The sequence below is a fragment of the Paraburkholderia sp. GAS32 genome, from assembly GCF_050434225.1.
GTDB lineage: Bacteria > Pseudomonadota > Gammaproteobacteria > Burkholderiales > Burkholderiaceae > Paraburkholderia > Paraburkholderia madseniana.
Genome location: NZ_JBNPVS010000050.1, coordinates 1 through 24,621, shown reverse-complemented (window position 1 = coordinate 24,621; position 24,621 = coordinate 1). Strand labels below are relative to the sequence as shown.

Sequence of the window (24,621 nt, the reverse complement as noted above, 5' to 3'; positions counted from 1 at the left end):
ATGTTATTTGGCGACCGGCACGATGTTCACGGGCAACGGGGTGCCATAGCCCCTTGCTTTGGCGAGTGCGAACAGCATCTCCGCGATGACGACGTCCTGCAGCGCCGAGCCGACCGACTTGTAGAGCACGATCTCGGTTTCCGATCGCCGCGGCGTCGTCTCACCCGAGACGAGGGCGGCGAGAGAGACCAGCTTCGCGTCGAGCGCGAGGCCTGCGCGCGTGGCGGCGATACCGTCGCCGGTATCGTGGGCGACTTCGTCGGGCACGTCGGCGACGACGCATGCGGCGCGGGCTATCGTTTCTTCGTCCACCTCGCGCTGCTCGGGCAGGGTGGAGCCGAGTGACACCACCGTTGCACCTGCGGCGAGCCATGCGCCGCGTAGAACGGGTGACTCGTCGCGGCTGCGTGCCGCACAGATGACGACGTCGGCCTCGCTCACGGCAGATTCCGGCGTGTCGGTCGGGAGGACGTCGAGGGTGCCGGCGAAAGACTGCGCAAAGCGCTCACGGCTCAACGGATTCGGACTGAAGACGTGCACGCTCTCGAGCGGGCGTGTCGCTTTCAGGCACTCGAGCGCGCCGCGCGCCTCGAAGCCCGAGCCGATCACGCCGACCCGCAGCGGTCGTGGCGGAGCAAGCAGATCAATGGCGAGCGTGGCGGTGGCTGCTGTGCGCAGCCCTGTCACACGATTGCCGTCGATCAACGCCGCGAGGCCCATCGTCTGCTGATCGAACAGCGAAATCAGGTAACTGGCCCGGCGTGCACGGGGTGATGCAGCGATCAGCTTCGAGCCCATGTGACCGCCCGCCGGCGAGATCGCCGTCAGACTGCGCAACCAGATTCCGTTGCCGCGAGCCATCGAACGTGGCGGGACCATCGCGTCCGATGCCTGGTTGGCGTAGGCGTTTGCAAGCGCGGAGACAGCCGAGGGCCAGTCGGCGAGGGACGCGACATCCGCATCGCTCAGGAAAAGGGTCGGGGGAAGGGCGTCGCTCGACCGGGTCTCGGACATGGTGTGGGCGTTGGTGTTGATAACCATCGCACTATAGGGACCACGTCCGGCTGCGTGTACTGCTCAGCGTCGAAACCAGTTATCCATTCTGTCGATAACAGGATCAGATATTCTGCGCAAATGCATCGAGGCGCTCTATCAAACGCCGAACCGCACGAGTGGCTCGCGTGTGCGGACGGCGTGGCGTGTCCACGAGTACCACGAAGCGTTCCAGCATGGGACTGACTATTCGCGAAGAGGCCAGGCGTGGATCGAGCCGGCCCGGCAGCACCGAGGCAATCGCGTAACCGCCGCCTGCGGCGACAATCTCGTACTGCAAACGCACTGAATCGACTTCGACGGCCACTTGCAACGTCAGCGAGTGCTCGATAGCCAGCCGATCGAGACGTCCGCGTAACGGATGGGGACGGCCCGGTACGATGAGCGGTATGCCGGAAAGTCCGGCGAGCGGAAAGTTCATCTTGTCGACCAACGGCTCTTCGCGGCGGCCGACCAAATTGAGCGGAACCTTGGCAAGCACATGAGCGTCCTTGATGGTCGCCTCATCCTCACGCAGGACCACGGCCATGTCGAGGCGGCCTTCGTGGAGCTGCTCCTCGAGCTGGGCGCTCGCACCTTCGACAAGGTGAAGCCTGACGCCCGGCAGTTCCTTTTTCACTGACGCGAACAACGAACCGGCGAGCTGATCGACAGCCGACGGCAGCAACCCCACCAGCACCTCGCCAGTCGGCTGGCCGCGCGCGCCGCGGATGTCGTCGGCAAGCGCGTCTGCCTCTTCAGCGAGATGCGAGACGCGCGGCAGCACGTATTCGCCGAAGTCGGTGAGCACGACGCCGCGGCCGGTGCGGCGAAAGAGCCGCTCGCGGCATTGCTGCTCCAGCAGCGCAATGTTCCGGCTGACGAGAGACTGGGGCATGTCGAGCGCGATGGCTGCCTTGCTGAGACTGCCCAGATCAGCCACGCGCACGAATACCAGCCATCGTGGGTCGAGAATGGACGGCGCATCGGGAGCGGACTGCACGTCCACTTTCGTGCTCGCTGTGCGCTTTCTGCTGACGATCGTTTTCATGCCGCGGTGGCCGACGCGCTGTCCATCGCGAGGACTGCTTCTTTCAGAAGCGTGCGTACCCACCCGATTCCCTGGTCCGACGTGCGATGCTTGTGCCATTGGACGCATTGCTCCATCTTCGGCATTGTCACCGGCATGCTGCGCATGGTCACCGGCAAGGAGCGCGCAGCTTGCCTCGCGAGCCGGATATGCATCGTCGCGATACGGTGCGTGCCGACCACGAGGTGCGCCGGGGACAGAAAGCTGAACGTGCTCGCCTCGACGCGCCGTATGATGCCGAGTCGTTGCATGAACGTATCTTCGAGCGCAATACCGTCACCAGGATGGACGACCACGTGACCGGATGCCATATATCGTTCGGCTGTCATGTCGCCGCTCGCCAGGTTGCTTTCGTTCCACAACACGCAGCAGAACGATTCTTCAAACAACATTTCCGACGGATGTTCCGTCGAGCAGAAGTCCTTGGGAATGATCAGCAGGTCCGCTTCGCCGCGCTCAAGCACGCGTTGCGGGTTGGAGACCTGAGGCCGCAAATCGAAGCGCATGCCTGGCGCCTGCCGATAGGCGAGTTCCAGTACGTGCGGCATGAGCGTCATCATCGTGTAGTCGGAAACCAGCATCCGGAAAAGCCGGTTCGATTGCGAGGGAACGAACTCCGGCTGAGCGTCGACCGTCGCGTCGACCCGAACGAGGATGTCGCGCACGGCGTCTTTCAGCGCTTCGGCGCGTGAGGTCGGCTCCATCCTGCGTCCGACCTGCACGAGCAACTCGTCGTCGAAGTATTCGCGCAGCCGCGCAAGCGCGTTGCTCATGGCGGACTGGCTCAGGTGAATTTTCTCGGCCGCCCGGCTGATACTTTCTTCAGTCAGTAAAGCATCGAGCGCCACGAGCAGATTCAGATCGAGCTTGTTGAAGCGCATGCGCGCCGTCTCCGTTCAATATCGTCTCCCAATGCGGGTACCCGTACGCGGCTGCATGGGCCGGCATTAGGGTTTCTCCCGAAAGTATTCAGGCCGCCCATATAGCGAATGGATGCAATCCATTTGAGTGCTACACGAGTGCATCTTAATCTAAACGCCATCCCAACACGACCGGAATCAGGTTGCGCATATCGGGATGCTGACAGTGCTGACGCGACCGTAATTGTGTCTCGCTGCGCCCATTGAACGATAAAAGACATGTCCGACGTGCCCATGAGGCGTCGGCGATGAGGAGACGAAATTGAGTAGAAGATTTGCTGCGGCCGTCGCCGCTTCCGTAGGCTGCACGATGTTTGCTGCGCTCGGTTCGAATAACGCCTGTGCTCTCGAAGGCGGGGTTTCTCCTTATCCGGCAGGCGCGGTGGGCACGAACATCGCGGAGATGCCGCCCATCCCCGGACTGTTCGCGCTGGAGCAATTCAATTACAGCTTTTCCAACGGGCTTTACGGCAACAACGGCGAGAAGCTGCCGGTTCCGTTTCATACGTCTGCGTTTTCGGCGACGACGCGCCTGCTTGCCTCGTACCCGTTCACCGTGCTCGGCGCCAATGTGTACACGCAGCTCGTCCTGCCGGTCGTATCGCTGCATACGAATATCGCCGGCCAGCAAGGCACCCAGAATGGCCTGTCCAACATCACGCTGACTCCCGTGCTTCTGAGCTGGAGCCTGGCGCGGCATCTGACGTTCACCAGCGGTTTTGACTTTGCCTTCGAGACAGGTTCGTACAGCCCGTCGAAGCCAAGCGTGTCGGTGGGATACCTGTCGCTGCAACCGGTGGTCTCGCTGCGCTACAACGATCCCAACGGTATCGACCTGGGCGTCGCCAACCGCCTGCTGATCAATCGCGAAAACGGCGAGACGGGCTATCGGTCCGGCACGGCATACGTGGGCGAATTCGAGGCCGGATGGAATATCGGCAAATGGAAGCTGGGCCTTGTCGGCGCATACCTGAACCAGTACACGGACGACCGGCAGAACGGTTCAGTAATCGGCGGTAATCGGGCGAAGACTCTCGCACTCGGTCCTTCGATCGTCTACGACGCGGGCAAATTCAACATCAACCTCAACTATCAGCAGGGCCTCTATGCGGCCAACACCTCGAAGAGCAACGCGATCTGGCTGAACATCGCGATTCCGTTGTGGGCCAAACCGCCGGGACCTGCTGCCGGCTACTAATAGAACTCTGAAGGACTTGCATGTTTCGCTACTTTCCCACGAACTACGTCTGGAACCTGTCTGTCGATCTCGCCATCGAGATGGGGGCGCGTATCGGTGAAATTGAACAGATGTGTGCGCCCTTGCAGGAGGCCTCGAAGCAGCCCGACGCCGAAGGAACCCGCGCCTTCAGGCAGGTGTGGTCGAGCATGGCCGAGCGCCTCTGCGATCTCGCGAGCGAAGACGAGGCACACGGCCGGCTGCTATCGGCCGGTGAAAAGTTCAAGCGGGCTGCGATCTATCTGATTACCGCCGAACGGCTGCTGGCGCATGATGCTCCGGCGCGTATCGATCTTTACCGGCGCTCGCTCGAGACGTTCGCGAAGGGCGTGAAACTCCTCGGCGAGAACTGCGAGCGCGTGGCGATTCCGTACGGCAGCGGCCACCTTTCCGGCCTGCTTGTGAAGGCGAAGGGCGCCAGCGCGCGTAGTCCGTTGCTGGTTCAGGTCAACGGACTCGATTCCACGAAGGAAATGAAATACCTCGTCGGGCTGCCGGCGTGGCTGGCGGCGCGCGGCGTGTCGTCGCTGATCGTGGACCAGCCCGGCACGGGCGAGGCGCTGCGCCTCGAAGGCCTGCACGCCGTGTACAACACCGAGGTGTGGGCGAGCAGGATCGTGGACTGGCTCGAGACGCGCGACGACATCGATCACAAGCGCATCGGCATGGAAGGCGTGTCACTCGGCGGCTATTACTGCCCGCGCGCCGTCGCGTTCGAGCCGCGCTTCGCTTGCGGTGTCGTGTGGGGTGCGAATCACGACTGGCGCGACGTTCAGAAAAAGCGCCTGCAGCGCGAAGGCAATTTTCCCGTGCCGCACTACTGGAGTCACGTTTGCTGGGTGTGGGGTGCGAAGGACGTGGACGAGTTCATGCAGATCGCGGAAAACGTTCACCTGGACGATGTGCTCGATCGCATCAAGGTGCCGTTTCTCGTGACACACGGGGAGAAAGATTCGCAGATCCCCGTGACGTGGGCGCACCGGACTTACGAGCAGCTCGTCAATAGTCCGAAGCGCGAACTCAAGATCTTTACCGATCGCGAAGGCGGCGTCCAGCACTCCAGTTTCGACAACTCGATCAACGCAGGCCACTACATCGCCGACTGGGTGGCCGAAACGCTGGGCGGACGTACCGCTCTCTGACCCATTCCTTTAACTTGAACTCGCGCTCATGAACATCATCGGACCCGATACGCTCGTCTTCGGCGTGGACGACGTGGCAAGCTGCAACCAGTACCTTCTCGACTACGGTCTCGTGCCGATCCGTGCGGATGAGGCTGGCGGCCGCTTCGAAGCGCTCGATGGCACCGCAATCGAAATCAGGCGTGCCGACGACCCGGCTTTACCTCCCGCGCTCGCCACGGGGAGCATGCTGCGCAAGACTACCTATGGCGTGGCCGATGCCGCAACGCTGAACGCCATCGCGGTGGAACTGCGGCGGGACCGCGAAGTACGGCAGCTTCCGGACGGGTCGATCGAATCGGCCGACGACATGGGGTTTGCACTCGGCTTTCAGATCACCGCCAGGCGTTCGCTCGCGTTGCCCGCGGAACCCATCAATGCACCCGGCGCGCCCGCGCAGCGAGGACCGAACGTGGTCGGCGTCGACGAGAACGCAGACCTTACGCCTCGCTCGCTGTCCCACGTCGTCTATTTCGTGCCCGACGCTGACAAGGCCGAAGCGTTTTACGTAGAACGTCTGGGCTTTCGCTGCTCGGACCGCTTCGCAGGTGTTGGGCCATTCCTGCGGCCGGCAGGCACGCTCGATCATCACACGCTGTTCATGATCCAGACGCCGCCGTTCATGAAAGGCTGCGAGCACTTCACTTTCCATATGGGCGGACCCACCGAGGTCTTGCAAGCCGGCACGCGTTTCGTCGAGAAGGGCTACCAGTCGTTCTGGGGGCCGGGGCGTCATCGGTTCGGATCGAACTGGTTCTGGTACTTCAACAGCCCGTTGGGCTGCCACGTCGAGTACGACGCGGACATGGACCTGCACGACGATGGCTGGACTGCGCGGACGGTGCCGATGGGTGCGGATGCTTCGCAACTGTTCCTGTTCCAGCATCGCGAGAAATGGGCGCCGGGCGGTCCTCCCGCTGCACCGGCGGAGGCTGCCGCGAAGGTTACCGGTTAGCACGAGGCGCCGTCATGTCACTTGCCGTGTTGCCGGTTCGCCTCGCCCGATTCGATGACCTCGACGACCCAGGGTCGCGAGGCTTCGATCCCGGCGGACAGGGGCGCGATACCTTGCTGCTCGTGCGCCGCGGCGATGGGGTGTTTGCGTATCTGGATGCATGTCCACATTACGGCGGCACGCCGATGGCGTGGCGCAAGGACGCCTATCTGAACGGCGACGGCACGCGAATCGTCTGCCACGCGCACGGGGCGCAGTTCGACATTGCCACCGGTGAGTGCCTGATGGGGCCGTGCCTCGGCCGGCGGTTGACGCGGTTTGATACGGCAGTGACAGAAGACGGCGACGTATACGTATTCATGCCTCCGGACTCCGCGCCGACGTGCGACGAAGCCGGGGGCGAAAAAGTGCGACCGTGAGTGCGTGGCTGCACGACGGCCGCACGACATTTGAAAACAGAAAACGCGCCCGCGTATGACGATCGCGAGCGGCAGATGAAATCAGGAGACGTCAGCATGACTTCCATTCGGCATGTCCTCATAGTTGGAGGCGGCTTTTCCGGCATGGCCACTGCTATTCAGTGCGCAAAGCAGGGGCTGAAGGTCGATCTCGTGGAGATCGATCGCGAGTGGCGCGCCTATGGCGCCGGCATCAGCATCGGCGGTCCGACACTGCGTGCGCTGAAAACGATCGGCGTCGTCGAAGCAGTGATGGAGCGCGGCTACTGCGGCGACGGCGTCAACCTCTTTGCGTCGAGCGGCGCTCCGTTGGGGCAACTGCCGACGCCTCGTGTGGCGGGACCGGACGTTCCGGGCGGCGGCGCGATCATGCGACCGATACTGGCCGACATTCTTGCCGAGGCGACGAGAGCGGCGGGTGTGTACGTGCGCCTGGGCTGCACGTTCTCTCAAATCGTGCAACGGGACGACGGCGTCGAGGTGACGCTGACCGACGGTACGCAGGCCATGTATGACCTCGTCATCGGCGCCGATGGCCTTTACTCGAAAGTCCGGCAAGCCGTGTTTCCTGACGCGCCTGAGCCGCGCTATACCGGTCAGGGCATCTGGCGGGCAGTCGTGCCGCGCCCGGCGGAGATCACATGCGCCACGATGTGGATGGGGCACAAGGTAAAGGCTGGCGTGAATCCCGTGTCTCACGACGAGATGTACGTCTTCGTCACTGAGGATCGTCCGACCAACGAGCGCGTCGACCCGCAGTGTTGGCCGCAGATGCTGCGCCATTTGCTGGCGCATTTCAGCGCACCTCTGGTGCAGGCCATCCGTGACCAGATCGGCCCGCATTCGACGGTCATCTACCGGCCGCTGGAACGGTTGCTCGTGCCGCAACCGTGGTTTGCGGGTCGCGTGGTGCTAGTCGGTGATGCGGTGCATGCCACGACACCCCATATGGCTGCCGGAGCGGGCATCGGCGTCGAGGACGGCATTGTCCTCGCCGAGGAACTGGGGCGCGGCGCGACGCTCGACGCGGCCTTGCGTGCGTTCCAGGCGCGTCGTTGGGAGCGATGCCGCATTGTCGTGGAAAACTCCGGCCGGCTTGGCGAAATCGAGATTTGCGGAGGCGACAAGGCAGAACACGCCCAGATCATGCGAGAGACGCTCATGAGCCTGGCACAACCAATCTGAGGCGAAGGAGACGAGCAATGGTACAGAACATCACAGCGGATGCCGCGCAACCGCTGGCCGCGCAAGCTGGCGCTCCCGTGGCGGCGCGATACGGCGGCCTTGGCGTGCTGGCGCTGCTGGTTGCGCACTGCGCCGGCATGGTGGACCTGGTCGCTCTGCCGGTTTGGGTGGGCACCCTGATAGGCGACTATCATCTTGACCCGCAGCAGGCCGGCTCGCTGGCCACACTGTTTCTGGTCGGCGCGGTCGCGAGCAGCGTGTTCCTCTCACCGCGCCTGAACCGCCTGCAGGCGCGCTTCATTGCGTTGGCCGGCTTTGCTGTCGCCGCCGTCGCTTTCGCCGTGACCGCGGCGATCGAACGCTACGAGTTGATGGCCGGCCTGCATCTCGTGGCCGGGCTTTCTGTCGGAAGCAGTCTGAGCGTCACGCACGGAACCATTGGCCGCAGTCTTAACCCGCACCGGCTCTTCGCGATAGCTGGGTTGTCGTTGGGTTGTTTCGCCGTCGCTTTTCTCGGCATCACGCCGGGCTTAATTGCGGCTCATGGCGGCAGGGCGCTTTTTCACGTGTTCGCCGGCATCATGGCCGTCGCCGCGTTCATGTCCGCGGCAGCGTTCCCGGCGACCCGCTCACGCGATACCGGTGCGGCGAGCGCCGAGTCGCGACTCGACCGGGCTGTCTGGTTCGGCATGATCGGTGTTGCCTGCATGGGACTGACGCAGGCCATGGTGTTTGCCTTCATGCAGCGCATCGGACTCGATCGTGGCTTTGGTTTCTCCGCTGTCACCGGTGTGCTCATCGCCCTGGGTCTCGTGAACCTGATACCCGCGCCGCTCGCGGGCTTCCTCGAATCGCGCCTACCCGGCGTGCGAGTCGTGCAGTGCGGACCACTGGCACAGGCCGTCATCGCGGTGACGCTCACGCAGAGCAGCACCTTCACGCCGTATGCGGTATGCGCCTCGGTATTTGCGGCGGTGATGATCTTCAGTCATACCTTCGCGTTCGGCATACTCGCGCGGCTCGACAGGACCGGCCGTGCCGTTGCGGCTACGCCCGCCATGCTCATGACGGGCGCCGCCATCGGGCCGATTCTTGGCGGCACCCTCGTCAAGCACTTCGGCTACGGCAGTCTCGGTATGGCGGCGGTCGCGGTTGCTGCGATCGCGATCTTCTGCTTTTCCCGGCTTCCGCAGCGCGCACGCAACACGAGGGGTGCCGCATGAAACCGAATCGCCGATTCATCGATCTTTCGATCTACCTCGAAAACGACGTATTGTCCGACCCGCCGCCGCTCGCACCGAAAATCACCTACCAGAGACATGCGGACACCGTGGGCGAATTCCTGGCCATGCTGCCGGGAACGAAGGTCGAAGACTTCCCGGACGGCGAAGCCGCCGCGGCCGAATGGGTCACGTTGACGACGCATAGCGGCACGCACCTCGACGCGCCGTGGCATTTCCATTCCACGATGGACGCGAGCCTCGGTGGCCCGAAGGCGTCCACGACTATCGACGAGGTCCCGCTCGAGTGGTGCTTTCAGCCGGGCGTGAAGCTCGACTTTCGACATTTCCCGGACGGCTATGTCGCTACCGCCGCCGATGTCGAGAAGGAACTCGCGCGGATCGGCCATGAACTGGAGCCGCTCGACATCGTCGTCGTGAACACGCACGCGGGTTCGCGCTACGGACATCGCGACTACGTCAACGCCGGTTGCGGGATGGGCTACGAGGCCACCATGTATCTGCTGGAGCGCGGCGTACGGCTGACAGGCACCGATGCATGGAGCTGGGATGCGCCTTTCTCCTACACGGCGAAGAAGATCGCCGAGACCGGCGACGTCTCGCTGATCTGGGAAGGCCACAAAGCGGGCCGCGACATCGGCTATTGCCATCTCGAGAAGCTGCACAACCTCGAAGCGCTGCCGCCGCATGGGTTCACCATAAGTTGTTTCCCGCACAAGATTCGTGGCGCGTCGGCCGGCTGGACCCGCGCCGTTGCAATATTTGATGAGGTAACGACATGAGCTTGTCACCCATTCGCCGGATCGTCACGGGCCACGACGCGCGCGGACGCGCCGTCGTCGCGTCGGATGGTCCATTGCAGACCGTCGTCGAAATCCAGGCCATTCCGGGCACGCTATTCCATGAAGTCTGGTCGACCGCAGGCAGCCCGGCTTGCGTGGACAACGGGCCGGACCCAACCGCCGGCCCCCTGATGCTGCCGCCGCCGAACCAGGGTACGCGCTTCCGTTTTGTCGACATACCACCGGATACGCAGGAGTTTCTCGCGCACGGCGCGTCGAAGATGCACGCCGCGTTCAGCGAGACGGGAGACGCCAATGTGTCGACGGTGCAACGGGATTCTCCGCATCCGCTCATGCATCGCACCGAGTCGATCGACTACGGTGTCGTGATCGACGGCGAAATGACGCTGATTCTCGACGAGGGGGAAGTGACGCTCCAGCCCGGCAGCGTCGTGATACAACGCGGGACCAATCACGCGTGGGCCAACCGCTCGAACCGGGTGTGCCGGATGTTGTTCGTCCTAGTCGACGGGGCCCATGACAGCGCCGTTGCTTCCGCTCTTAATACAACCGTGGAGGCTGAAACGCGATGAAACTTGCCACTCTGCGTGGTCATCGCGACGGCACGCTGCTGGTCGTCTCGCGGGACCTTCGTCACGCCGTGAAGGCGCGCGGTATAGCCGACACCTTGCTCGATGCGATCGAACAGTGGGTGGGGGTGGCGCCGCGGTTGCAAACGCTCTACGAAGAGTTGAATGATGGCCATGCGGCTGAAGTCTTCGCGTTCGACCCGGCTGCATGCGCCGCGCCATTGCCGCGCAGTCCTCAATGGTGCGACGGTTCTGCGTTCCTGAACCACGGTCGCCTGATGGAACGTGCATTCAACACGGCACCGATTCCCGAATTCGACACGGTGCCGGTCATGTATCAAGGTGCAAGCGACGACTTCCTGGGTCCGACAGACGATGTCCCGCTACCTGACGAGCACGACGGCATCGACTTCGAAGGGGAGTTCGGCGTGATAGTCGACGGTGTACCGATGGGCTCGTCGGCGACCGACGCGCTGGACCATATTCGTCTCGTCGTGCAAATCAACGACTGGAGCCTGCGCGGATTCGGACCGCGGGAAATGAGGAGCGGCTTCGGGTTCCTGCAGGCCAAGCCTTCAACGAGTTTCGCGCCCATTGCGGTCACGCCTGACGAACTGGGAACGAAGTGGCGAGACGGGCGCGTGCATCTGCGATTGCATGTCGAGTGGAACGGGCAGTGGTTCGGACAACCGAGTGGCGGCGAGATGAACTTTGGCTTTGGCGAACTCATCGCGCACGCGGCTCGAACGCGCCGCTTGTCCGCGGGGACAATTATCGGATCGGGCACGGTGTCAAATGTCGACCGCAAGGCAGGGTCAGCGTGCATTGCCGAGCGGCGGGTGATCGAGATTCTCGACGAAGGACAAGCCAGAACTGCCTTTATGCGCTTCGGCGATCGGGTCAGGATGACAGCGCGTGACGAGGACGGTGAGGTGCCCTTCGGTGTAATCGATCAGCGTGTTGTGCCAGCGGCGATTGCGAGCAAAGGCGAGGCGAAACCATGAGAGTTCTGGTAACGGGCGCCGACGGCTTCGTGGGTGCCGCGCTGGTTCGGCGGTTATTGCGTGAAGGCGTCGCCTGCGCCGGCGACGTGACGGAACTGCTGCTCGTCGACCAGAAAGTCGACGCAGTTCCTGCGGACGCTCGCGTCCGTGCCATCGCCGGTGATTTCGGTGCGCCGCATACGCTCGACTCATTGCTGTCGGAAACCATCGACATTGTCTTTCATCTGGCGAGCGTGCCCGGTGCTCAGGCCGAAGCCGACCATGCGCTGGGCGACCGCATCAATCTATACGCCACACTGGCGCTGTTCGAGCGGCTCGCGCAACAGGCAAAAGGGCATGCGGGCGTGGCACAGGTCGTATTCGCCAGCAGTGTGGGCGTATATGGTGCGTCGCTGCCGCCGCAGATGAACGAGCAGACGCTTCCGAGGCCGACGACCAGTTACGGCGTGCACAAGCTGGTCGGCGAGCAGATCCTTTCCGACTGGACGCGCCGCGGCAGGCTGGATGGCCGTTCGCTGCGCCTACCGGGGATTGTGGCGCGGCCGGGTCTGTCGACCGGGCATGGCTCGGCCTTCATGAGCGCGATCTTTCGTGCGGCGCAACTCGGCCAGCCTTATACGTGTCCGGTGTCGCCGTCGGCGACTGCATGGTGGATGTCGCGTGCCTGTTGTGTCGACAACCTGCTGCATGCCGCGCGTATACCTGCCGATGGCCTGCACGCCGAGCGCGTCTGGGCGCCTCCCATGCTGCGATTGGAAGTCGGGGCGATTGTCGGCGCGCTGGTTCATCGATTCGGGGCGGCGCCTATCGACTATGCCCCCGACGAGGCGATTGAACAGCTGTTTGGCCGTCAGCCGCCGTTGATCGACCATCGCGCAGTCGAGGGTGGCTTCCGGCACGACGGCACTATTGACGCGCTGATCACGCGCGCGCTGGCCGACGATTGAACCGCAACACCTGGATGGAGAGTGGGATGTTTCAGGAATAGCTGTTTGAACAGGCAGTCGGCAACGCTTGTAGAAACGCCAGTTCGGCTTCGTCACTGACTTGTGGAGCGAAGCCGGAAGCAGACCGGTGAAGTAGTCCATGATGCCGACTACATCACGTTGCGCATACGACTACGCGTGCTGACTGGTCGTGTGCAGGCCCGGAGACAGGGGCGTCATCGTCGCGGGGACGTTGGGGTCGTCGAACTCCCATGCCTCGAGTTGCACGCGGCCATTCGGCTCTTTGACGCCAGCTCCTACGATGCCGCGCGGTCTTTGCAGCACAAAGCCGCGTCCGACAATATCGATTCCATTGGAGAGGAGGGCTGCCGCTAGAGTGTCCCCCTCAAGTCCTTCATAGCGTTTGCTGTCGAAGGCGAACTGCACCGCGCGGCGTCGTTCGTTTGTCGGCCTTCCGAACACGTCGCCACACGTTTAGATGAAGCTTGGGGACATTACGCCTGCACAATTGACAGCAGGCCGCGAATGCCCCGGGCAGCGGGCGGTGCGCAGGCGATCCAATGCGCAACAAATGGTGCGGCAACTGTTCCGCCTCGTTCAGGCTTCGGGGATCAAGGCAGAGTAGCCGGAGGCTGCCATTCAGCACAGTATCGCGGCCACATTTCAAAGCCCGTGGCCGGGGGCTTGAGTTCGGAGGCGGGTCGTTTTGCACTGCGAGCTTCCTCGCGAATGCAGGAATTAGGGATACTCGAGTGCAGGCGCTTGCTGTAACCCGACAGGCGAATACTTCCAATACCGGCATGGAAGTAGACGTTTTATCACGAAGATCGACTTCGATTGATGGCCTTGCCAGCGATAGCTTATACGCAAACGCGGTGAAGTTGATGCGTTTTTGAGGCAGCCAGAATCGACCGCTACAAATTCCACCTGGATTCCGTTCCTCGACCCGCAGGGGCAAGCCCAAAGTCTGGAATTTCACCGAGGCTAACCATCGGGCATCCAGGTTAATTGATCCGTTGATGGTGCGCGGGTTACGTTACGAAAAGCGAAGCACGGCCACGCAGGCAGAATCGAAGAGCGTGGCTCGATACAAGCCACTTACGGTTTGACGAGTGATGCGGCTGTCTAAAGCTCACGATAGAGCGACGCCCGACTGATACCAAGCAGTTCTGCTGCCCGAGTGCGATCGTGGTCACAGCGCTCCAATGCCTCTTTAATAAGGCGTTTCTTCTCCTGAGCGAGGTGCTCGCTCAGATTCAGATTGCTAGTGGCACCTCTGCCCTGAAAGGAAGAGGCATTGGTTGGATCGTCAGGCAGCTCCGGCAGCGTGACCTTTCCGGTCATGAGTAGCCTTAACAATACCCCTTCAAGCTGCCGCACATTGCCGGGCCATGGGTATTCGGCAAGCGCTGCGCGCTGGGCAGGCGGCAGGTTCCGACGATGCAGCCCATGCCGTGACGCAAGCTTTGGCAGGAGCTGATCAATAAAAGCTTCAAGGTCATCCCGTTCGCGGAGTGGTGGGATAGAAACGGTGAACATAGCGAGCCGATAATAGAGGTCCTCCCTGAACTTGCCTTGCCGTACGGCTTCGCTGAGTTGACGATTGGTTGCGGCAATGACGCGGGCGTTAATTCCGATGGGTGACGTACCCCCAACCCTGACGATGCTTTGACTCTGCAGGGCACGGAGCAGGCTCGCTTGCAGCGACATGGGCATGTCTCCAATTTCATCAAGGAAGATGGTGCCGCCCGCTGCCAGCTCGAACTTGCCGGGTTTTCCTCTTGCCGATGCACCCGTGAACGCTCCTGCTTCATAGCCGAAAAGCTCGGCGTCGATGAGCTGTTCGGGTATCGACGCGCAATTGATCCAAACGAAGGGGCCACGAGCCCGATCTGACGCGTTATGGATTGCCTGCGCTGCGAGTTCTTTGCCGGTACCCGTCTCGCCTTCGATCAACGTGGGGAGGCTGTGGCTGGCCGCTAGTGCGAGCTCAGCGCGCAGCGCTTCCATCGCCGGGCCGGTGCCAAGGATATCGGCCATCCTGTACTGCGCGCTCCAGCCCGTCCGACTGTTCTGGAGGGCAATGCTGGAGTCAAACGCCATGGTGTACGTTTTCTTCAGCAACTCATAGTTCGAGAACAGCGCGAGCCCCACCGCACCCACGATCGTGCCTTCCTGGAGCACAGGGACCTGCCGTGCTATCAGCTTGCACCCCCGGACCTCCAATGGGACAGCGGCCGCGACTTCCTCTCCACGAGCAACCCGGTGCAGGCGGGTGTGCGGCGACACCACCTCAGTGATGTGCCGACCGATGAAGTCGTCCGGGTTTCCACCAAGAAGTTTGCAGTACGGTGCGTTTATCAGGACGACCAGTCCCTCCGTATCCACCGCCACCAGGCAGTCAGAAACATGGTCCAAAACGAGTTCAAGGAACGTAGCCCTATCCAGGCTCGATCCGGTTAGGTGAGGGAATGGCATGTTAATTCTCAGTTGTGAGACGCCTGCCGTCTCAGCTTTGAGATTTTAGGCTTCGGAACGGCGAACCGCAACCGAGATCATTGATTGATTTTCGAGAAAATTCCCTTTAATTTCAGTCGCTTGAGTGGATCCCGTACAAAAATCGCGCTCATGGCACATTCGTTGCGAAAACCTGGCCGGAGACATTCGGTGCATGAATGGCCGGATTTGTTTTAACGCGCCACGCGGCGCTACAACGAGGTGCAAGCAAGATGATCCGCAGAAAGCTGGTCGCAATTGGAGATGCGCGAGTATGGGTGTGGGACGACGGCGAATCTCGTACTCCTCTCGTTTTTTGCCACGGGTTTACTACCACAAGTGAGTTCTGGCGCGAGCAGGTCGAGGTCTTCGCCAAGGACTTTCTGGTGGTCGCCGTAAACCTCCCAGGTCATGGTATCTCGCCTGCTCCAGTGGAGCGGGCATACACGATGGACGCGTTTGTTGATGACCTGCACGATATCTTTGCCGCGTTGCGGCTGCATGATGCCGTTCTGGTCGGGCTATCCATGGGCGGGACAATCTCGCAACGCTTTGCATTGAAGCATGGTGGTTTGCTGAAGAAATTGGTCCTCGTCGGAGCGACGCCGCACGGGCTTGGCGCAGACGTTGACGCAAGCAATGTGCTGGATGCCATTGCCCTCCACGGCGTTCAAAAGGCGAGCCAGGACGTCATCGATCGATCCTTCGCCGCTGAAGCCAGTCCTGCGCTCCTGGAGTTCGCTCGACGGGAGGTTGTACAAACGCCGGGGCATGTGGCTCGCATTGCCATTGTTTCGCTTAATCGCGCCGACACTCGGGACAGTCTGGAACGCATCGGGGTCCCCACTTTGGTCGTATGCGGCGAAGAGGATGTCATCACCCCTCCCAGTGAATCCCGCGCCTTGGCCAAAGGCATACCAGACGCGTCGCTGCTACTCATGCCTGGTGCCGGGCATTTCCCTATGCTCGAAAAGCCGGCGGAGTTCAATGCCGCGCTTCGGACATTTCTCGGTTCCCCGGCTTAAAGCCGGCATCACGCGATCGGAGCTCTCACTATGTCCACTGGAGTCATTGCCGGCCAGCCGGTTGAGACTGGGACTCAAAGGCTGCGCCAGGTTGTTCTGGCTGCAGCGCTGGGTACCGTGTTCGAATGGTACGACTTCTTCATTTACGGCAGTCTTGCCGTCTTCTTCGGGACACTCTTTTTTCCCAAGGGGAATGAATCTGCCGCAATCCTCGCTTCGCTCGCGACGTTCGGCGCGGGGTTCGTCTTGCGCCCCTTTGGTGCCATTGTATTCGGCAAGCTTGGCGACACGATCGGGCGCAAGTACACGTTTCTCGTGACCATGCTCATTATGGGTCTGTCGACTGCAGTGGTCGGCCTGTTGCCTACGTACGAAGCGATCGGATGGGTAGCGCCGGTTGTCCTCGTCATTCTTCGCCTGCTGCAGGGCCTGGCCGTGGGGGGCGAATTCGGCGGCGCCGTAACGTACATCTCTGAGCATGCGCAGGTCCACAATCGTGGCCTCATGACAAGCTGGTTGCAGATAACCGGCACTATCGGGTTGCTTCTCTCGCTGCTTGTAATCATGGGTCTTCGTTCTCTGATGCCCGATGCAGCGTTTGCTGCATGGGGGTGGCGTATTCCGTTCTTGCTGTCGATCGCGCTGCTGGTGCTCTCACTCTATATCCGTCTCAAGCTCGGAGAGTCTCCTGTCTTTGCGGAAATGAAGGCTCACGGGAGGCAATCGAAGAATCCGATCCGCGATACCCTGGGTGACAGGAAGACGCTGAAACTCGTCCTGGTCGCAATCTTTGGTGCGGTATCAGGCCAAGCAGTTGTTTGGTACACGGGCCATTTCTACAGCCTCTACTTCCTGACGGCGACCCTGAAACTGGACTATCAGTCAGCCTATCTCTACCTGACCATCGCATTGGTTCTTGGCACCCCGTTTTTCGTGATATTCGGAGCGCTATCGGATCGGATCGGCCGCAAGTGGGTGATGTTGTCGGGATGCTTGCTGTCCGCCGTGCTCTTCGTACCGATCTTCCACGGATTGGCCGCTTACGGAAATCCGGCGCTGACCGAGTTTCGCCAGCATACGTCTGTTGTGATTGAAGGCGGCGATTGTCACGCAACACAGTCCTTGATTGGTCAGATCTTCAACCCTAAGGCCACGAAGCCCTGTGAGCGCGCTAAAGCATTGCTGTCGGCCAATGCGGTGCCTTACACCGTGGCGCAAGGCGGCAGTGAAATGTCCGTAGTCGTCAACGGAGCGCGAGTGCCGGGTTTTGACGAGGCCCAGTTGAAGGCCATCCTTGTCAGGGCAGGGTTGCCGACAAAGGCGGACCCTTCCAGAGTAAATGCGCCAGCAATGGTGGCGCTTCTATTCGCCTTGGTCGTTCTTGCAACGATGGTCTACGGCCCACTAGGTGCGTTCCTGGTCGAGCTGTTTCCAACACACCTTCGCTATAGCGGAGTGTCGGTGTCGTTGCAGTTCGGCAATGGATGGATTGGTGGCTTTGCTCCATTCATCGCGACGGCCGTCGTACTCAGAACAGGCGACATCTTTGCTGGTTTGCTGTACACGGTGGGCGTTGCTGCCACGACCTTCATCATTGGTGCGCTACTGGTTCGCGAGACGCGCGGGCGAGACATTCAGAATTAGGTGCTCGTTTGGTCGAGTCAACCGTTCCAGGAGAATCACTCGTGTCTTCTAAGAAAATCCCGGTCACGATCGTTTCGGGCTACCTCGGCGCCGGAAAGACAACACTGGTCAATCGACTGATCTCAGACAATCCCGGCATTGCCATCGGTGTCGTAGTGAACGAGTTTGGGGAAATCGGAATCGATGGGGATCTCATTGAGTCCGAGCCCGAAGCTGTCATCGAAATTGTCAATGGATGCATCTGCTGCACGGTCAGGACAGACCTGGTGGGCAGTGTTCTGAAGCTGATAGACGAGGCGCCTCGACCGCTTGAAAGGATCGTCGTCGAGACGTCAGGACTTGCTGATCCGGCGCCGGTCGTCCAAAGCTTCCTCGCCGATCCATCGTTGCGAGAGCGAGTGCGACTTGAGTCAGTCGTTACTGTTGTCGATGCTGCGCACGCAGCGTTGCAAAGGGCGGACGCCATCGCTGCAGAGCAAATTGCGTTCGCCGATCTGCTACTGCTGAGCAAGCTGGATCTGGTGGGCGACGTGGTTGTTGATGAGATGGAGCGTGCCATCCGTGCGGCCAATCCAACGGCCGTGATCTCGAGACTGAAGCGGGACACTCTGAATGTCGCGCTATTTGGTGTGGACCGTTTCAACCTCGCAAATCTGCTTGAAATAGAGCCGGACCTCCTTGATGAAGATGCTGTTCACGATCATGAGCACGACGAGACCATCGAGGCCTTTGGGGTGGAGTCGGCCGAAGCGCTGGATCCCGGCCGTGTTGCGAAATGGCTGGGTTCACTTGTCCAGGAGAGCGGGAAGGATCTGCTTCGAATGAAGGGGGTGCTGCATCTTCGGGGGGAGCGCCGCCGATTTCACGTGCATAGCGTTCATATGCTCCTGGAATCGGTGCCGGGATCGCGGTGGAGCGATGATGAGCCGCGAACCAGCAAGCTGGTATTCATCGGGCGTCATCTGGATCGTGCTGCCTTGTTGGAGCGGTGGCACACGTGTTCGAGCGCGTCCGACGCCGCCGAGGCAATGCTGAATGTTTGACGTTTGCTATCAGGGAGTCGTTTATGAAGTTGCAGCATCATCTGGGCGGACTGGAGAACCTCGGGCCCCTCAATCTTGAGAAGCGCGTTTTTGTGAAAGAGTGGGAAAAGCGAATCTTCGGCATTCACACCGTCATGATGGCGGAGAGTGCACATTTGGCCAGCGCGATCCCGAATTACCCCGTCGCGTCTCTTACGACTGCGTTTCGCCAGGACTGGTCATGGGCATCGTTGCGGACAGGGGCCGAGGGCATGCAACCCTTCGAATACTTCAAATACCGGTACTACGAGAAGTGGTTGATGGGGATTTCGCAATTCTTCGTAGACCACGGATACATCTCGCCGGCCGAGCTTGCAAGTCGCACTGATCACTGCCGGAGCGCTCCCGAGGTGTCGCTGCCGGACGCACCGAATCCTGCGCTCAAGAGCCAGATTGTTCGGTATCTCGAGCAAGGTGACTCGCCCTTAAAAGTGCGGGCGACGAGTCCACGCTTCGCAGTTGGTGACAGTGTAAGCGTTCGGAATCCTGAAGCCGTAGACCACACCCGCCTGCCAGGCTACTTGCGGAATAAGAGTGGGAGAGTGGTCGAGGTGTATCCCGGCGCGTATGGTTACTTTGTCAATACCGGGCTGGACGGAATCGGGGATCCGATGCCCGTCTATCGTGTCTCGTTTGACGGCGAGGTCCTTTGGGGGCGAGGAAAAGGCGAACCCGACGTGGTGGTCTATGCAGACCTTTTTGAAGCGTATCTGGCCTGAGTTCCGGAGGAGAATATATGAGTAACCTATTCGCGTACGACGATGATCGTGAAGAAAAGAACGCTGCCAAAGTTAGGGCGCTCGAGTCGTTGCTGATTGAAAAAGGCTTGATTGGTAGTGATTCGGTTGACACAGTTCTGGCACATTTTGAAACTGTCGCCGGGCCGTTCAATGGTGCAAGACTCGTTGCCCGGGCATGGGTCGATGCCGCATTCAAAGCACGGTTGATCGCTGATACGCCGGCGGCCATAGCTGAAATGGGGCTCCCGCAGGGGATGAATGGTGCCGAAGGCGAACATATGAAGGCTGTGGCCAACGAGCCGGGCATCCACAACCTCATCATCTGCACACTGTGCTCATGTTATCCCTGGCCAATCCTCGGTCTTCCCCCATATTGGTACAAGGACCCGGTATTCCGTGCCCGCGGTGTCAGGGAGCCGCGGGCGGTCCTTCGAGAGTTCGGTGTGGAAGTGGACGACAGTACTCACATCCAGGTGTGGGATAGCAGTGCGCAGATTCGCTGGTTTGTCGTGCCAGAGCGCCCCGCCCATACAGGTGGATGGACCGAAGAGCAGTTGGCAGGGTTGGTCACTCCTGAGTCGATGATGGGTGTCGCGCTTGCAGGCAATGGAAAGAACGACGTCGCTCAGGACTAAGGAACCACCATGTTCACCAATTTCGAGGAGTACGCGGCAAACAGCATGTTGGGACATCCCGATTCGCCGCCGCGCAGCGACGGTAAATTGTACTTCTCTCGCGCCTGGGAACGGAAGATCTATGGGCTGGCGATGGCAATGGCCAAGGAAGGACACTTTGAGTGGGAAGCGTTCCGACAGAATCTTATCGAAACAATAGCGGGATGGGAGCGCGCGCCGTGTGAAGGGCAACCGAACTGGCAGTACTACGAGTGTTACCTGAAGGCCTTCGAAAAGGTGCTCTCCGAACATGGCATCCTCGATGTCGCGGAGCTTGGCTTACGTATCGGTGAATGACTCATACGTCTACCTGAAGGACGGAACATTTCAGAAATTCTGCGTGTTGAGCATTTGAGGCCATCTCCTTCCAATTTATTTCCCCTTGCTCTCACCATGTTCAAGAACCTCAGCATCCGTATCCGCCTGGCCCTTGTAATGATTTTTTTCGGAATACTACTGGTAGCCTGCAGTGCCATGGGGATCAGCGGTGTCTTAATGAGCAACAGCGATGTGAACGAACTGTATTCCAGCCGGCTTGTATCTTCAAAGGCCCTGGCAGATGCAAACGTAGCATTGTCAAGGACCCGTCTGTTTCTGTATCGGATCGCGCTTGATCCAACCAGCCCAGAGGTTCCCAAAGAAACACAGACAGCGCGTGATCTGCTCAACGCGTCCAAGAACGCGTGGGATGCGTATCGAACGCTGCCATTCGCTGAATCCGACGAAGGGCGCCGTGCGGCGGACACGAATACGAAGTTGGAGACGCTAGTCGCGAATGGCCTTGAACCGATGTTCCGCGCGATCGCCTCCCATGACGCTGCAAAGATCCGCGAAGTCTGGTTGCAAATACCGCTGTCGTTGTTTATCGACGTGTCCACTGGCATGGATGTACTCGGTCAGATCCAGATCGCGACTGCGCGCGCGACGTTTGATTCTGCGCAGACCCGCTTCCACCGGTTCGTTGCAATAGCCATTGCCGGTTTTCTGGCCGCGAGTGGTGCGGCGGTGTTTGCTTGGTGGTCGCTGCAGCGGGCGATCGGCAGACCACTTCGTCAAGCGATTGACCATTTCCGAGCAATTGCAGACGGCGACTTGACCACGCGCGTCGAGGTCCACTCGCGCGACGAAATGGGGCAATTGATGAGCGGCCTGCAAACGATGCAAAGTAAGCTGATTCGAACAATCAGTGTGGTGAGAGTGGGCTCGCAGTCGATTAACACCGCCGCACAGGAAATTTCGGCTGGCAACATGGATCTGTCGCAACGGACTGAAGAGCAGGCTGCCTCGCTAGAGGAGACCGCCTCGTCAATGGAGGAACTGACTTCGACGGTTCGGCAGAACGCGGACAGCGCTCGGCAGGCCAATGCGCTCGCCACGCGTGCAACCAACCTGGCCGAAGCTGGCAACGACGCGGTGCAGGATATGGTCGGAACGATTGAAAGGATCAGCGGGAGTTCGAGCAAGATATCTGAAATCACCGGCGTCATCGAGGGCATTGCATTCCAGACCAATATTCTTGCGCTTAACGCCGCTGTCGAAGCGGCACGGGCTGGGGAGCAGGGGCGGGGCTTCGCTGTAGTTGCCAGTGAAGTTCGTAGTCTGGCTCAGCGTTCTGCATCAGCTGCTAAGGAAATCAAGGAGTTGATCAACTCGTCGGTAGCCATGATTCAGGACGGAGCGAAGCAGGCGACCGATGTAGGTGCGACGATGGTTGAAGTGAAGCAGGCGATCAAGCAGGTGTCTGGCATCGTCGGGGAGATCACGTCGGCATCGGAAGACCAGAGCCAGGGTATCGGGCAGGTCAATCAGGCGGTAATCCAGATGGACGAAGTGACGCAACGAAATGCGGCGCTGGTCGAGCAGGCGGCGGCCGCGGCGCATTCGCTTGAAGAGCAAGCGCAGAACCTGAAAGAAAGTGTATCGGTGTTCAGGCTTACCGACACGGGACCGTCTTTGTCACGAGCGGTCGTCCCGCAAAGTAGGCTTCGGAACCCGGTTCACGAAGTTTCGCTAGCACGAGAAGAATCGAAAGCAGTCGAGTGGACGGCTGACAGGGCGGCCGGCGTTGCGGCGGCGGTATCGCATGGATCGACGGCCAACGAATGGGAGACGTTCTGACGGGAGTTCGACAAGCAAAGAGAGTGGCTGATGGAGAGATCAACGACGCAGTTTCGCGAAACCATACCCGATTTTATCGCTATGCAAGTTCGCCGCCGCTGGATGGCTGCAATCGAGGGGCTAGCCAATGCGGGCATGTTGGCAGGCTGTTCGGGCGAGGCCTCGAAGAAACCGTGCGTGGTGCCGAGCACTCATCGCACAACGTTGCTGGAGCAGACCAATGTCCACCTGGGTACACCGGAAATGAAAAGCTTTATGCAATGGCATATTTCGGCTGATTTAAGGCTATGGAGTCTTCGGGGGCCTGCTGTTCAGCGGGGAATGTCGTCCTCTTCCCATCGACTCTGCTCGCCGATCTTACGTCCGCACTCGTCGCGCTTTTGAGGGGTGCGTTGTCCGGGCGTTTGGGGATCGCCAAGGTAAAGCTTCTGGCATGGCGTGCCAATTGACAGTCCTGCATAGCGCTTGCAGCGCACCATTCGGACGATTGCGGTCAGGCGTGAGGCAATCTGGACGATTCACTGTCGTCTGCCGAAACGGTATATGCGGGTGAAATCGATCGATGCATCTAGCACATCCTTCGCCGCATTACTGAGTTCACACTGCTCGGACGTTGTGATGTATGCGGAACTCCGCTTTCGCCTCACGACGGGACAGTTACTCCGTCAGAGGTCTTTTCCATCTGACACGGAACGTTCATTTCCGGGAGATTCATGATGAACGATCGGCTCATCCAGATTTTCAGCGACTCCGATTCAAGAGTCCGGAGTAAACTGTCCGGCATATATGGCATGCTGATCGCCATCAACGTCCTGGCCTGGGTGTGGGCAATTACCGCCTTCCACACGTACCCCGTGCTGCTTGGTACCGCCTTGCTCGCATATGGCTTCGGCCTGCGTCACGCTGTCGACGCGGACCACATTGCTGCCATTGACAACGTCACGCGCAAGCTCATGCAGGAAAGTAAACGGCCCGTTGCCGTGGGATTCTTCTTCTCGCTCGGCCACTCGACAGTCGTCGTGCTCGCGTCCAGCGCCATCGCGCTTGCGACTACCGCTATGCAGGGCCGCTTCGACAGTTTCAAGGAGATTGGCGGCATTGTTGCCACGATTGTCTCGTCCTTCTTTCTGTTTGCCCTCGCGCTAATGAACGTGCTGATCCTGCGCGGCATCTATCGTGCGTGGCGTCGCGTACGCAATGGGGGCGAGTACGTTGACGAGGACTTCGACATGCTCCTGGCCAGCCGCGGTTTTATTGCGAGGCTCTTTCGCCCGCTCTTTCTTCTCGTGACGCGCAGTTGGCACATGTATCCGATTGGCTTCCTGTTCGGCCTCGGCTTCGACACCGCAACCGAGATAGGGCTGCTTGGCATCGCGGCTACGCAGGCGGCAAAGGGCCTGTCGCCTTGGGCGATTATGGTGTTTCCGGTGCTTTTCAGTGCCGGCATGTCGCTGATTGACACCGTGGACGGACACCTGATGCTTGGCGCCTATGGCTGGGCATACGAAAAGCCGCTGCGCAAGATCTACTACAACATGACCATCACACTCGTTTCGATTGTGGTCGCCGTCGTTATTGGCGGCATCGAGGCGCTTGGTCTGCTTGCCAAGCAGTTCAGTCTGACAGGGCCGGTCTGGAACGCGATTGGCTTGCTCAACGCTAACTTTGGCATGCTCGGCTATATCATCATCGGTATTTTTGTTCTCAGCTGGATCACCTCGATCGCGATTTATCGGACGAGGCGCTTCGATGAGGCAGAGAGAGGTTCCCAGGTTTGACCGAACAACGGCGCGAATCCCGTATCATCGATGCGACACCCGTTCGGGGCATATACGGTTTCGGGCACAGCGTCACTGCATAGTGCGCATCGGCGGGGCTCCCGGCTAACTCCCACACGCGTACGCCGATGATGAGGCGTGGGTTGCGGGTGGTTGCAAGAACATTTCGAGCGACTTTGTAACAGCGTTGATCAGTATCGTGGCGTTCGCACTGCGTCTCGCAATGGCGCTGTGGCGTTATCTCGAACACGGCGAGATTCCTGCAGGTGCGATACTCAAATTACGAGATATCAACATGGCGAGCATCGGACTACAACTGAAGCACGACAGCATGTAGAACGGACAACTGAACCGCCCCGGATTTGGTGGAGGCTCCAATTCTTGAGAAAATGGAGCTATGAACAAGTCGAACAAATTTTCTGCTGAAGTCCGCGAGCGTGCT

24 protein-coding genes are annotated in these 24,621 nt (G+C 60.3%); 19 read left to right on the top strand and 5 right to left on the bottom strand.

The annotated features are described in order from the left end of the window. Window positions 1-3 precede the first annotated feature (3 nt). The 3 genes from P3T25_RS39210 to P3T25_RS39200 form a co-directional block, all read right to left on the bottom strand. On the bottom strand, window positions 4-1,014 hold the full coding sequence (locus P3T25_RS39210) for an ornithine cyclodeaminase family protein (RefSeq protein ID WP_429362518.1): 1,011 nt from the start codon (window positions 1,012-1,014) through the stop codon (window positions 4-6). 103 nt (window positions 1,015-1,117) lie between these two features. Then, complete coding sequence (locus tag P3T25_RS39205; protein WP_429362516.1) at window positions 1,118-2,083, bottom strand: LysR family transcriptional regulator; 966 nt, start codon at window positions 2,081-2,083, stop codon at window positions 1,118-1,120. Next, window positions 2,080-3,003, bottom strand: coding sequence for a LysR family transcriptional regulator (locus tag P3T25_RS39200; RefSeq protein ID WP_429362514.1), 924 nt, complete (start codon window positions 3,001-3,003; stop codon window positions 2,080-2,082). The genes P3T25_RS39205 and P3T25_RS39200 overlap by 4 nt, the downstream gene beginning before the upstream one ends. A gap of 349 nt (window positions 3,004-3,352) precedes the next feature. On the opposite strand from P3T25_RS39200, the gene P3T25_RS39195 reads away from it, so the two are divergent. The 10 genes from P3T25_RS39195 to P3T25_RS39150 all read left to right on the top strand — a co-directional run bounded on the left by P3T25_RS39195 (window position 3,353) and on the right by P3T25_RS39150 (window position 12,622). Further along, complete coding sequence (locus P3T25_RS39195; protein WP_429362605.1) at window positions 3,353-4,240, top strand: SphA family protein; 888 nt, start codon at window positions 3,353-3,355, stop codon at window positions 4,238-4,240. Between the two features lie 20 nt (window positions 4,241-4,260). Further along, the gene (locus tag P3T25_RS39190) at window positions 4,261-5,421 is read left to right on the top strand and encodes an alpha/beta hydrolase family protein (RefSeq protein ID WP_429362512.1); all 1,161 of its coding nucleotides are present in this window, start codon (window positions 4,261-4,263) and stop codon (window positions 5,419-5,421) included. A gap of 28 nt (window positions 5,422-5,449) precedes the next feature. Then, window positions 5,450-6,415, top strand: a complete 966-nt coding sequence (locus tag P3T25_RS39185; RefSeq protein ID WP_429362510.1) for a VOC family protein — start codon at window positions 5,450-5,452, stop codon at window positions 6,413-6,415. 14 nt (window positions 6,416-6,429) lie between these two features. Beyond that, on the top strand, window positions 6,430-6,834 hold the full coding sequence (locus P3T25_RS39180; protein WP_429362508.1) for a Rieske (2Fe-2S) protein: 405 nt from the start codon (window positions 6,430-6,432) through the stop codon (window positions 6,832-6,834). A 96-nt stretch (window positions 6,835-6,930) separates the two neighbouring features. Beyond that, window positions 6,931-8,058: an FAD-dependent oxidoreductase gene (locus P3T25_RS39175; protein ID WP_429362506.1), complete on the top strand. Its 1,128-nt coding sequence runs from the start codon at window positions 6,931-6,933 to the stop codon at window positions 8,056-8,058. A 17-nt stretch (window positions 8,059-8,075) separates the two neighbouring features. After that, entirely contained in the window at window positions 8,076-9,281 is a 1,206-nt protein-coding gene (locus tag P3T25_RS39170; RefSeq protein ID WP_429362504.1) for an MFS transporter, read from the top strand. Beyond that, window positions 9,278-10,081, top strand: coding sequence for a cyclase family protein (locus P3T25_RS39165; RefSeq protein ID WP_429362502.1), 804 nt, complete (start codon window positions 9,278-9,280; stop codon window positions 10,079-10,081). The genes P3T25_RS39170 and P3T25_RS39165 overlap by 4 nt, the downstream gene beginning before the upstream one ends. Further along, window positions 10,078-10,674, top strand: a complete 597-nt coding sequence (locus tag P3T25_RS39160) for a cupin domain-containing protein (protein WP_429362500.1) — start codon at window positions 10,078-10,080, stop codon at window positions 10,672-10,674. Before P3T25_RS39165 ends, P3T25_RS39160 begins: the two co-directional genes overlap by 4 nt. Beyond that, window positions 10,671-11,675 carry a fumarylacetoacetate hydrolase family protein gene (locus P3T25_RS39155; RefSeq protein WP_429362498.1) on the top strand — a complete coding sequence of 335 codons (1,005 nt, stop codon included), beginning with the start codon at window positions 10,671-10,673 and terminating at the stop codon, window positions 11,673-11,675. The genes P3T25_RS39160 and P3T25_RS39155 overlap by 4 nt, the downstream gene beginning before the upstream one ends. Then, window positions 11,672-12,622: an NAD-dependent epimerase/dehydratase family protein gene (locus tag P3T25_RS39150; protein ID WP_429362496.1), complete on the top strand. Its 951-nt coding sequence runs from the start codon at window positions 11,672-11,674 to the stop codon at window positions 12,620-12,622. Before P3T25_RS39155 ends, P3T25_RS39150 begins: the two co-directional genes overlap by 4 nt. Before the next feature lie 171 nt (window positions 12,623-12,793). On the opposite strand, the gene P3T25_RS39145 is transcribed toward P3T25_RS39150, so the two are convergent. Both P3T25_RS39145 and P3T25_RS39140 read right to left on the bottom strand, forming a co-directional pair. Continuing rightward, window positions 12,794-13,048 (bottom strand): 2Fe-2S iron-sulfur cluster-binding protein, encoded by a 255-nt coding sequence (locus P3T25_RS39145; protein ID WP_429362494.1) that lies wholly within the window; start codon window positions 13,046-13,048, stop codon window positions 12,794-12,796. A 699-nt stretch (window positions 13,049-13,747) separates the two neighbouring features. Beyond that, on the bottom strand, window positions 13,748-15,100 hold the full coding sequence (locus tag P3T25_RS39140; protein ID WP_429362492.1) for a sigma-54 interaction domain-containing protein: 1,353 nt from the start codon (window positions 15,098-15,100) through the stop codon (window positions 13,748-13,750). 197 nt (window positions 15,101-15,297) lie between these two features. Between P3T25_RS39140 and P3T25_RS39135 the strand changes: the two genes are divergently transcribed. The 9 genes from P3T25_RS39135 (at window position 15,298) to P3T25_RS39095 (ending at window position 24,516) form a co-directional block, all read left to right on the top strand. Further along, entirely contained in the window at window positions 15,298-16,143 is an 846-nt protein-coding gene (locus P3T25_RS39135; protein WP_429362490.1) for an alpha/beta fold hydrolase, read from the top strand. 30 nt (window positions 16,144-16,173) lie between these two features. Then, window positions 16,174-17,787 (top strand): MFS transporter, encoded by a 1,614-nt coding sequence (locus P3T25_RS39130; protein WP_429362488.1) that lies wholly within the window; start codon window positions 16,174-16,176, stop codon window positions 17,785-17,787. Between the two features lie 41 nt (window positions 17,788-17,828). After that, a complete protein-coding gene (locus P3T25_RS39125) occupies window positions 17,829-18,830 on the top strand; it encodes a CobW family GTP-binding protein (protein ID WP_429362486.1) in 1,002 nt (333 codons plus the stop codon). A 23-nt stretch (window positions 18,831-18,853) separates the two neighbouring features. Continuing rightward, window positions 18,854-19,588: a nitrile hydratase subunit beta gene (gene nthB / locus P3T25_RS39120; protein WP_429362484.1), complete on the top strand. Its 735-nt coding sequence runs from the start codon at window positions 18,854-18,856 to the stop codon at window positions 19,586-19,588. 17 nt (window positions 19,589-19,605) lie between these two features. After that, window positions 19,606-20,244 carry a nitrile hydratase subunit alpha gene (gene nthA, locus P3T25_RS39115; RefSeq protein ID WP_429362482.1) on the top strand — a complete coding sequence of 213 codons (639 nt, stop codon included), beginning with the start codon at window positions 19,606-19,608 and terminating at the stop codon, window positions 20,242-20,244. A 9-nt stretch (window positions 20,245-20,253) separates the two neighbouring features. Then, window positions 20,254-20,580 carry a nitrile hydratase accessory protein gene (locus P3T25_RS39110; protein ID WP_429362480.1) on the top strand — a complete coding sequence of 109 codons (327 nt, stop codon included), beginning with the start codon at window positions 20,254-20,256 and terminating at the stop codon, window positions 20,578-20,580. A 96-nt stretch (window positions 20,581-20,676) separates the two neighbouring features. Further along, a complete protein-coding gene (locus tag P3T25_RS39105) occupies window positions 20,677-22,401 on the top strand; it encodes a methyl-accepting chemotaxis protein (protein ID WP_429362478.1) in 1,725 nt (574 codons plus the stop codon). A 716-nt stretch (window positions 22,402-23,117) separates the two neighbouring features. Beyond that, window positions 23,118-24,179 (top strand): HoxN/HupN/NixA family nickel/cobalt transporter, encoded by a 1,062-nt coding sequence (locus tag P3T25_RS39100; protein ID WP_429362603.1) that lies wholly within the window; start codon window positions 23,118-23,120, stop codon window positions 24,177-24,179. A gap of 199 nt (window positions 24,180-24,378) precedes the next feature. Then, the gene (locus P3T25_RS39095) at window positions 24,379-24,516 is read left to right on the top strand and encodes a hypothetical protein (RefSeq protein ID WP_429362609.1); all 138 of its coding nucleotides are present in this window, start codon (window positions 24,379-24,381) and stop codon (window positions 24,514-24,516) included. Window positions 24,517-24,621: the final 105 nt, after the last annotated feature.

What these genes read in the sequence shown, in the direction of transcription:
- P3T25_RS39135 (WP_429362490.1), top strand. Translation starts at nt 15,298, where the DNA reads ATGGCCGGATTTGTTTTAACGCGCCACGCGGCGCTACAACGAGGTGCA.
- P3T25_RS39140 (WP_429362492.1), bottom strand. Translation starts at nt 15,100, where the DNA reads ATGCCATTCCCTCACCTAACCGGATCGAGCCTGGATAGGGCTACGTTC.
- P3T25_RS39210 (WP_429362518.1), bottom strand. Translation starts at nt 1,014, where the DNA reads ATGTCCGAGACCCGGTCGAGCGACGCCCTTCCCCCGACCCTTTTCCTG.
- P3T25_RS39150 (WP_429362496.1), top strand. Translation starts at nt 11,672, where the DNA reads ATGAGAGTTCTGGTAACGGGCGCCGACGGCTTCGTGGGTGCCGCGCTG.
- P3T25_RS39160 (WP_429362500.1), top strand. Translation starts at nt 10,078, where the DNA reads ATGAGCTTGTCACCCATTCGCCGGATCGTCACGGGCCACGACGCGCGC.
- P3T25_RS39195 (WP_429362605.1), top strand. Translation starts at nt 3,353, where the DNA reads ATGTTTGCTGCGCTCGGTTCGAATAACGCCTGTGCTCTCGAAGGCGGG.
- P3T25_RS39175 (WP_429362506.1), top strand. Translation starts at nt 6,931, where the DNA reads ATGACTTCCATTCGGCATGTCCTCATAGTTGGAGGCGGCTTTTCCGGC.
- P3T25_RS39190 (WP_429362512.1), top strand. Translation starts at nt 4,261, where the DNA reads ATGTTTCGCTACTTTCCCACGAACTACGTCTGGAACCTGTCTGTCGAT.
- P3T25_RS39100 (WP_429362603.1), top strand. Translation starts at nt 23,118, where the DNA reads ATGAACGATCGGCTCATCCAGATTTTCAGCGACTCCGATTCAAGAGTC.
- P3T25_RS39200 (WP_429362514.1), bottom strand. Translation starts at nt 3,003, where the DNA reads ATGCGCTTCAACAAGCTCGATCTGAATCTGCTCGTGGCGCTCGATGCT.
- nthB (WP_429362484.1), top strand. Translation starts at nt 18,854, where the DNA reads ATGAAGTTGCAGCATCATCTGGGCGGACTGGAGAACCTCGGGCCCCTC.
- P3T25_RS39165 (WP_429362502.1), top strand. Translation starts at nt 9,278, where the DNA reads ATGAAACCGAATCGCCGATTCATCGATCTTTCGATCTACCTCGAAAAC.
- P3T25_RS39170 (WP_429362504.1), top strand. Translation starts at nt 8,076, where the DNA reads ATGGTACAGAACATCACAGCGGATGCCGCGCAACCGCTGGCCGCGCAA.
- nthA (WP_429362482.1), top strand. Translation starts at nt 19,606, where the DNA reads ATGAGTAACCTATTCGCGTACGACGATGATCGTGAAGAAAAGAACGCT.
- P3T25_RS39185 (WP_429362510.1), top strand. Translation starts at nt 5,450, where the DNA reads ATGAACATCATCGGACCCGATACGCTCGTCTTCGGCGTGGACGACGTG.
- P3T25_RS39205 (WP_429362516.1), bottom strand. Translation starts at nt 2,083, where the DNA reads ATGAAAACGATCGTCAGCAGAAAGCGCACAGCGAGCACGAAAGTGGAC.
- P3T25_RS39155 (WP_429362498.1), top strand. Translation starts at nt 10,671, where the DNA reads ATGAAACTTGCCACTCTGCGTGGTCATCGCGACGGCACGCTGCTGGTC.
- P3T25_RS39180 (WP_429362508.1), top strand. Translation starts at nt 6,430, where the DNA reads ATGTCACTTGCCGTGTTGCCGGTTCGCCTCGCCCGATTCGATGACCTC.
- P3T25_RS39130 (WP_429362488.1), top strand. Translation starts at nt 16,174, where the DNA reads ATGTCCACTGGAGTCATTGCCGGCCAGCCGGTTGAGACTGGGACTCAA.
- P3T25_RS39110 (WP_429362480.1), top strand. Translation starts at nt 20,254, where the DNA reads ATGTTCACCAATTTCGAGGAGTACGCGGCAAACAGCATGTTGGGACAT.
- P3T25_RS39105 (WP_429362478.1), top strand. Translation starts at nt 20,677, where the DNA reads ATGTTCAAGAACCTCAGCATCCGTATCCGCCTGGCCCTTGTAATGATT.